Origin of the sequence: Victivallis sp. (assembly GCF_048170485.1) — a bacterium.
Lineage (GTDB): Bacteria > Verrucomicrobiota > Lentisphaeria > Victivallales > Victivallaceae > Victivallis.
In genome coordinates, this window is sequence record NZ_DBEXAY010000179.1 from 1 (window position 1) to 5,251 (window position 5,251).

The 5,251-nt window shown below is 55.6% G+C and carries 4 protein-coding genes and 1 pseudogene; 4 read left to right on the forward strand and 1 reads right to left on the reverse strand.

The window, feature by feature from the left end:
* The first annotated feature begins 60 nt into the window (after positions 1 to 60).
* Genes ACMLHG_RS09300 through ACMLHG_RS09315 form a run of 4 tightly spaced genes read left to right on the forward strand, consistent with a single transcriptional unit; the run spans position 61 to position 4,278 of the window.
* Positions 61 to 879, forward strand: coding sequence for a tetratricopeptide repeat protein (locus ACMLHG_RS09300; RefSeq protein ID WP_417170312.1), 819 nt, complete (start codon positions 61 to 63; stop codon positions 877 to 879).
* Positions 876 to 2,543 carry an ABC transporter substrate-binding protein gene (locus tag ACMLHG_RS09305; RefSeq protein WP_417170313.1) on the forward strand — a complete coding sequence of 556 codons (1,668 nt, stop codon included), beginning with the start codon at positions 876 to 878 and terminating at the stop codon, positions 2,541 to 2,543. The genes ACMLHG_RS09300 and ACMLHG_RS09305 overlap by 4 nt, the downstream gene beginning before the upstream one ends.
* The gene (locus ACMLHG_RS09310; RefSeq protein ID WP_295812161.1) at positions 2,533 to 3,435 is read left to right on the forward strand and encodes a carbohydrate ABC transporter permease; all 903 of its coding nucleotides are present in this window, start codon (positions 2,533 to 2,535) and stop codon (positions 3,433 to 3,435) included. Before ACMLHG_RS09305 ends, ACMLHG_RS09310 begins: the two co-directional genes overlap by 11 nt.
* Before the next feature lie 12 nt (positions 3,436 to 3,447).
* Positions 3,448 to 4,278, forward strand: coding sequence for a carbohydrate ABC transporter permease (locus ACMLHG_RS09315; protein WP_417170314.1), 831 nt, complete (start codon positions 3,448 to 3,450; stop codon positions 4,276 to 4,278).
* A gap of 148 nt (positions 4,279 to 4,426) precedes the next feature.
* On the opposite strand, the pseudogene ACMLHG_RS09320 reads toward ACMLHG_RS09315, so the two are convergent.
* Positions 4,427 to 5,251 (reverse strand): annotated as a pseudogene (locus ACMLHG_RS09320) (IS5/IS1182 family transposase); the annotation flags it as partial.

Sequence of the window (5,251 nt, forward strand, 5' to 3'; positions counted from 1 at the left end):
CGGGGGGTGTGGACACGCGTAGACGGTCCCCTTTCGTACCTCGAATCTGAAGGAGGTGCAATGGTGAAATCTACCTGGGGGGTCGTTCTGCTTGCCGCCGCCGCCATGGGTGCGGCTGCAGCAGAAGAGGCGCCTGCCGTGAAGCTGCTGCGGAGTTATTCCCAGATGAACTACCCGGTGGCTCGCAAACTTGCCGAAGAACACCCGGAGCTGCCGGAATCCCGGCTGGTTTCCGGACTCTGCGATCTGTATGACCGCGCCAATCAGAAGATTGAAGCCGGTCAGACCAAACTTATGGAACTCTTCATGGATCAAAGTGTTCCGCTCCGTTACCGGTTGCAGGCTGGGCTTTCGCTGGCCCGCACTTCTCAGCTCATGAAGCAGCGCCGCGACATCTACGGAACGAAGGGCGACAAGTACGAGCACGACGAGATCTACGAAAAGATTCTCAAACTTGCCCCGGGTACGCAGGCGGCGCGCGACGCCTTCTTCTACATGATGCGGGAACATATGGAGTCGCCGAAGAGCTCCGAAGAGATGTTCAACCGGGTCGAACAGTTCATCGCCGACTTCAAGGGGGACCGGAAGCTGCTGCCGCCGATCCACCTGCTGGCCGAATATGAATACATCAACATGCGCAGGGACTACCGGACCGCAGTCCGCCATCTGATCGACGGGTATGAACTCGGTTTCGCCAATCCCAGCGAGGACCGTTCGGCGCTCTTCCGCATCGGATTCTTCCTCTACAAGAAGGTGGGGGATCTGCCGCTGGCGGTCAAATACTTCAACGAGTATCTCAAGAAGTATCCGTTTTCCGCCCAGGCCGTGGTTGCACAGCGGTTTCTCAATGAAATCAAAGCAAAAGGCAAACAGAAATGAGCAAGATCGATGATGAAGTGACCTTCGGCAGTAAATTCCAGAAGGTCGGTGTCTGGCTCGCCGTCGCCTTTTTTATCCTTTCGGTGATCATGGTGATCCGGAACCACGGCGGCATGACCGTCTTCTCGCCGGACACCAAGGTGCTGACCTTCGCGCACTGGCAGCTGGAGGACGGATTCCGCGAGGGGTTCGAAGAGGCGATCAAGATCTATGAGAAAGAGAAGGAGCGCCAGGGAGTCAAGGTGCGGGTGCGGCAGGTCGCCGTGCCGGTGCGCGGCTACTCCCAGTGGTTTCTGACCCAGCTGATCGGCGGTGAGCCGGCCGATGTGCTGGAGCTTACCGGGAACTCCGATATCCACAACCAGTATTTCACGCCGCTCTCCCCGTTTATCGGAGAAAAGAATCCGTGGAACAAGGGAACGCCGCTGGAGAATTACAGCTGGCGCGAGAGTTTTTCCGACGATATGCTCGCCGCGCTCGATCTCTCCTACAGCGAGTTCTTCGGCGTCTGCCTCTTCGCCTCCACCACCCGCGTCTACGTCAATGTGGACCTCTACAAGAAGGCGGTCGGCACGGACAAACTGCCGGAGACCGTCACCCAGTGGCTGGATACCTGCGAGAAGATGCGCGAATACGGGCTGCGGCACAACCGCCCGATCATTCCGATCGGCGTGCGCGGCTTCGACAAGGGGACGCTCGGGCAGCTTTTCAGCAACTACACGTCGCAGCTGTGCAGCGGGCTCTCCGATACCGGAAACGACTTCGGCTACGGGGTTGCGCAGGGGACACTCTTCCGCCAGATCAACGACGGCGAGCTGGATAAGGAGGTTCTGCTCCGCCCGGTCGAGCTGGTCACCGAAATCGGCCAGTACTTTGCGGACGGCTTCCCGGCGATCGACCTGGAGCAGACCAAATACCTCTTCTTCTCCGGCAATGTCGGTTATTTTCTCGACGGCAGCTGGAATGCGTACAGCATGGTCAACAACTCCCCGTTCCCGGTGAAGATCATCAACATCCCGGTGCTGGCCAAGGATCACCCGCTGGGCAAATACTCCTACGGGCGGATCACCGAGCTGGGCAGCGGCATCAGCGGCAAATTCGGCATTCCGAAGAAGACGAAACACTTCGATCTGGCGCTCGATTTCCTGCGGTTCATCACCAGCTACAAGATCAATCAGCTGACGATGGTGGAACACTGCAAGTGGCTCTCGTCGCTCAAGAAGGTGAAATATACCGGCTTGATGGAGGCGCTTGAACCGATCACCAATACGCCGAACACTGCCGTCGCTACGCCGTTCAACACCGGCGTATACGGCACCCGCAAGACGCTGCAGCGTCTGGAGAACATCATCATCGCCAATCCGCCGAATCCGAAGGAGGCGTTCTGGAACGATTTCCTGTCGGTCCGCAACTTCCTCATCGACGAGATCAACGAGAACAATCTCGGCGTGATGCGGACGCTCTGGAGCATGGACGGCACCCGTTCCGCGCTGGCATTCAGCGAATGGACCGGCGACGTCTCTCCGGCCGACATTCAGCTGAGCCGGATGCGCGGAGCGATCAACCTCGAAGGCATCGTCAGCCGCTACCGGGCCGCCCAAAACAACGAGACACTGGTGCATGAACTGGGTCGATTGAAGGAATACAACGAAAATGGCAATTGAAGTATCGGTAAAAAAGCTGCGCTATTACTGGCCGGTCTATCTCCTGATCGTGGTGCCGCTCGGCATGGTGCTGCTGTTCAACTATCAGGTGATTTTCAACGGTATCTACCACATGTTCTACCGGTGGGACGGCGACACCGTCGAGGAGTTCATCGGGCTGGATTACCTACGGCGGGTGATGCTCGACCAGGATCTGCTGCGAAGTTTCTACGTGGTGGGGATCTTTGTGGTGGCGAATGTCGTCAAAATGATTCTGCCGATTCTGGTGGCGGTGGTGCTGCATCACGTCATCAACGACCGGATCGGGTATCTGTACCGGATTCTCTTCGTGATTCCGATGATCATCCCCTCGATGGTCGGAATTCTGATCTGGAAGTATTTCTACGAGCCGAACAGCGGCATCCTGAACGGGTTGCTGCGGTTGATGGGATTCATTGCACCTACGGAAACGGTGCAGTGGCTCTCCGACCCGTCGCTGGTGATTCCGTCGCTGGTGTTCATGGGGTTCCCGTGGGTGGGCGCATTCGGCGTGCTGATCTATCTGGCCGGACTTCAGGGAATCAGCGAGGACATCTATGAAGCGGCGGACATCGACGGCGCCGGTCCGCTCACCGTCTTCTGGCGGATCGAGCTGCCGCTGATCATGACGCAGGTGCGCATCAATCTGATTCTGATGATTATCGGCACGATTCAGAGCTGGGAGAACATCTACCTCTTCCTCGGCATCGACGGCGGTCCGGACGGGATCGCGACGGTGCCCGGTCTGATGATCTTCCGCGAAGCGTTCTCGCGCGGCCTCTTCGGTTACGGCTGTGCGATCGGGTTTGTCATCTTCCTGGTGACGCTGGTGTTGACGCTGATCAACAACAAATTCGTCCGGGTAAACAAATAGGAGTGTTGAGCAATGGCTCGTGTAGTTCGATCGAAATTTGTGGAATTCTGGAAGCACGTCTTCATTCTCATCATTCTCTTTTTCGCCTTCGTGCCCTTCTACCTCATGCTGACGATCTCGCTGAAGGACAATCAGCAGTTCGCCCGCAACCCGTGGTTCCCGGAACCTCCGTTCCACTGGGCCAACTACGTGTACGGCTGGGAGCAGATCGGCGGAAAGATCTTCAACACCGCCTTCATCGCCATGTCCACGACGGTGCTGACGCTGGTCTGTGCGGTGGTCGGCGCCTTCTTCTTCGCCCGCTACCGGATGCCGGGGTCGAAGTTCCTCTTCGGCATCTTCGTCATCCTGATGATGTATCCGGCCGTGGCGAACATGGTGCCGATGTTCAAACTGATCACCTCGCTCGGGCTGTACAACACCCATTTTGCGCTGATTCTGCCGGGCATCGCCGGCGGGCAGGCGTTCAACATCTTCGTGCTGCGCAACTTCATCGAGGACATTCCGCAGGATCTTTTCGACGCGATCGAAATTGACGGCGGCAATACCTTCTACCAGATCTGGCACGTGGTGGTGCCGATGTCGATGCCGATTCTCGGCACGCTGGGAATCCTCTCGATCATCGGTCAGTGGAACAACTTCGTCTCCCCGCTGCTCTATCTGCGCGACACCAACTTGCAGACGATCGCGGTGGCGCTGCTCCACCTGGAGGGCGAATACACCAAGAACTGGGGGCAACTGATGGCAGGATACACGATCGCCTCCAGCCCGCTGGTGATTCTGTTTATCTTCTGTATGAAGCTCTTTATACGCGGTCTGTCGTCAGGCGCGGTCAAAGGGTGAGAGAAGCAACTCCCGGGAGGAAGCGGTTCTGCCGCTTCCTTTCGTTTTTATATTGCTTCAGCGCAAAAAAACTACCGGCTGTGCCGGTATGTAGCCGAACAGCTTCAGCTTCAAGGCGAGAAAAGAAATTCCGTGCTATAGTAGTCGATTATGCAAAAGCCAGATGCGAGAAGGAAAAACCTTTTGAGGAAAGGTTCTTTCCTTCTCGCGCTCTTCCTTTTCCAAACCTTTTTGAACCGCCTTGATTCAATGGGTTTACCAATTGAATCAAGGCAAGCTTGAAAAATTGGTACAAAAACAGGGCGAATGCCCGCATCAGTTTCCGGATATTGAATCCGGCCGCGCACCTGCCTTCATAATTGTGACCGCGATAACCAAGATCACAAATCGCCATTTCCGGTTCAAATCCAAGGATTTTTGACGCTTGCTGCAAAGCGGATTTCAGAGTATGTCCATCGTAGGGATTTCCCGGATACGCTTCCGCTCCCATGATCCAGTTCGCTTTTGCCGAAGTCACCAAACCCACTTTGGTTCCGAACTCAAATTTCTTATGCGCTTTGCCCTTGCCGATGCATTCAACCTGCGATTCATGAATGAAATAAAGCTTCTTTTTATCGCTTTTTTTCTGATTGAAAAGGCGTTCACCAAGGTCGAGCAATTTTTGCAGTTCCATGTCTGGGGCGGTCATTTTCCGTTTGATGTCCCGAAGAACTCGGCCAAGAAAAGTTTTCAGTTGTTTCGTCGCTTTTCTCGCACGCTTGAACTGATTGGCTTTCGCATAACCGCTTTGGCTGCGCAAAACCTTTTTCCCGATTCGTTCGTAGGTCTGCCGCAACTCAATACCGTTTTTACGTGCGGATTTTACCAGACGTTCACGCAATCGGTCGTAAAGTCGGGCATCGGTTGGATAGCGGACGGCTTTTTCCTGAACGGTGCTGTCGACATTCACCCGGGTCAGTTCCGATTTCTTGAT

What these genes read in the sequence shown, in the direction of transcription:
- ACMLHG_RS09300 (WP_417170312.1), top strand. Translation starts at nt 61, where the DNA reads ATGGTGAAATCTACCTGGGGGGTCGTTCTGCTTGCCGCCGCCGCCATG.
- ACMLHG_RS09305 (WP_417170313.1), top strand. Translation starts at nt 876, where the DNA reads ATGAGCAAGATCGATGATGAAGTGACCTTCGGCAGTAAATTCCAGAAG.
- ACMLHG_RS09315 (WP_417170314.1), top strand. Translation starts at nt 3,448, where the DNA reads ATGGCTCGTGTAGTTCGATCGAAATTTGTGGAATTCTGGAAGCACGTC.
- ACMLHG_RS09310 (WP_295812161.1), top strand. Translation starts at nt 2,533, where the DNA reads ATGGCAATTGAAGTATCGGTAAAAAAGCTGCGCTATTACTGGCCGGTC.